At 60.5% G+C, this 2,274-nt stretch carries 2 protein-coding genes and 1 pseudogene; all 3 read right to left on the bottom strand.

Annotation, left to right across the window (positions count from 1 at the left end; all coding sequences use genetic code 11):
- Positions 1-125: pseudogene (locus tag GR212_RS37475) on the bottom strand (cytochrome o ubiquinol oxidase subunit IV); the annotation flags it as partial.
- Positions 122-751 carry a cytochrome o ubiquinol oxidase subunit III gene (cyoC, locus tag GR212_RS36475; RefSeq protein ID WP_163994985.1) on the bottom strand — a complete coding sequence of 210 codons (630 nt, stop codon included), beginning with the start codon at positions 749-751 and terminating at the stop codon, positions 122-124. The pseudogene GR212_RS37475 and the gene cyoC, both read right to left, overlap by 4 nt.
- Positions 752-756: 5 nt before the next feature.
- Positions 757-2,274, bottom strand: a 1,518-nt coding sequence (locus GR212_RS36470) for a cbb3-type cytochrome c oxidase subunit I (RefSeq protein ID WP_163994983.1), incomplete at its 5' end; no start/stop codon positions are given.

The following is a 2,274-nucleotide window of genomic DNA, read 5'->3' as shown; positions in this document are numbered from 1 at the left end:
ATGACGGAGAGGACGAACCCCGTCATGTAGCTCTTGAAGGTGCCGTGTGCAGCCTCGTGGCCGCCATGGTGGTCATGGCCGTGGGCGTCGGCGGAAGGATGCGAATGACTTGAGTTCGAGCTCATCCGAGAACTCCCATGAGATAGACGAGGGAAAACACGCCGATCCAGACGACGTCCAGGAAGTGCCAGAACATCGACAGGCACATCAGGCGGCGCTTGTTTTCCGGGATCAGGCCGCGGTTTGTGACCTGCGCCATCAGCGTGATCAGCCAGACGATACCGGTGGTGACGTGCAGACCGTGGGTGCCGACCAGCGTGAAGAAGGCCGAGAGGAAGGCGCTGCGCTGCGGGCCGGCGCCGTCGAGGATCAGGTGATAGAACTCATAGAGTTCGAAGAAGATGAAGAGAGCGCCGAAGATGCCTGTGATCGCCAGCCACATCAGCGTGCCCGACTTGTTGTCCTTTTCCATCGCCAGCATGGCAAAGCCATAGGTGATGGAAGAGAAGAGCAGCATCGCGGTGTTGAGGGCGACGAGCGGCAGCTCGAACAGGTCGGCCGGAGACGGGCCGGCCGCATAGCTGTGGCCGAGCACGGCATAGGTGGCGAAGAGGACTGCGAAGATCAGGCAGTCGCTCATGATGTAGATCCAGAAGCCCAGCATGGTGCTGCCTTCCGGATGATGCTCCTCCGTCAGGTAGAAGGCGGGTGTTTCGCCGTCCATGGGAGCCTGTGCGGTTTGGGTCGTCATAGGTCTTACACCTGTCCTGCGAGCTGCTTCGTACGCTCGCTCTCGGTCTTCACGACCTCGTCGGCGGGAATGTAGAAGTCGCGCTTATAGTTGAAGGTATGGCCGATCGTGATGGCGATCATTGCGACGAAGGTGATGGCGGCGAGCCACCACATGTACCAGATCATGCCGAATGCGAAGCCGATCGAGAGAACGCCGAGGATGATGCCGGTGCCGGTATTCTTCGGCATGTGGATCGGGATGAAGCCCTCGGTCGGACGCTTGTAGCCGCGGTTCTTCATGTCCCACCAGGCGTCGTGATCGTAGACGACCGGTGTGAAGGCGAAGTTGTAGGCCGGCGGCGGCGACGACGTGGACCATTCCAGGGTGCGGCCGTTCCAGGGGTCGCCGGTATGGTCGCGAAGCTCTTCGCGCTTCATGAAGCTGACGGCGAGCTGGATCAGGAAGCAGGCGATGCCGATGGCGATCAGTCCGGCGCCGAAGGCTGCGATGATGAACCAGATCTGCAGCGAGGAGTCGTCGAACTGGCTGACGCGGCGGGTGACGCCCATCAGGCCGAGAATGTAGAGCGGCATGAAGGCGAACCAGAAGCCGATCTGCCAGAACCAGAAGCTCATCTTGCCCCAGAAGGGGTCGAGCTTGAAGCCGAAGGCCTTCGGGAACCAGTAGTTGACGCCCGCGAACATGCCGAACAGCACGCCGCCGATGATGACGTTATGGAAGTGGGCGATCAGGAACAGCGAGTTGTGCAGCACGAAGTCGGCCGGCGGAACTGCGAGCATGACGCCGGTCATGCCGCCGATGGTGAAGGTCACCATGAAGCCGACGGTCCACAGCATCGGCGGCTCGTAGCGGATGCGGCCGTGATACATCGTGAACAGCCAGTTGAAGAGCTTCGCACCCGTCGGGATCGAGATGATCATCGTCGTGATGCCGAAGAAGGAGTTGACGCTGGCGCCCGAGCCCATCGTGAAGAAGTGGTGCAGCCAGACGAGGTAGGAGAGGATCATGATCACGCAGGTGGCGTAAACCATCGAGGCGTAGCCGAAGAGGCGCTTGCCGGAGAAGGTGGCGACGACTTCCGAAAAGACGCCGAAGGCCGGCAGGATCAGGATGTAGACTTCCGGGTGGCCCCAGATCCAGATGAGGTTGACATACATCATCGGATTGCCGCCGAGGTCGTTCGTGAAGAAGTTCGTGCCAGCGTAGCGATCGAGGGTGAGCAGGGCGAGCGTTGCGGTCAGGATCGGGAAGGACGCAACGATCAGAATGTTGGTGCAGAGCGACGTCCAGGTGAAGACCGGCATTTTCATGAAGGTCATGCCCGGTGCGCGCATCTTGACGATGGTGGCGATCAGGTTGATGCCGGAAAGCGTCGTTCCGATACCGGCGACCTGCAGGCCCCAGATATAATAATCGACGCCGACGTCGGGACTGTAGGCGATGCCGGAAAGCGGCGGATAGGCGAGCCAGCCGGTCTTTGCGAATTCGCCGATGAAGAGCGAGATCATGATGATGATCGC

The sequence above is a fragment of the Martinezella lusitana genome, assembly GCF_010668395.1.
GTDB lineage: Bacteria > Pseudomonadota > Alphaproteobacteria > Rhizobiales > Rhizobiaceae > Rhizobium > Rhizobium lusitanum_A.
Note: the sequence above shows the minus strand (reverse complement) of the source record. Positions and strands in the feature narration are given on the sequence as shown.

Bases quoted from the DNA above. Each gene is read 5' to 3' on its own strand.
- cyoC (WP_163994985.1), bottom strand. From the start codon at position 751: ATGACGACCCAAACCGCACAGGCTCCCATGGACGGCGAAACACCCGCC.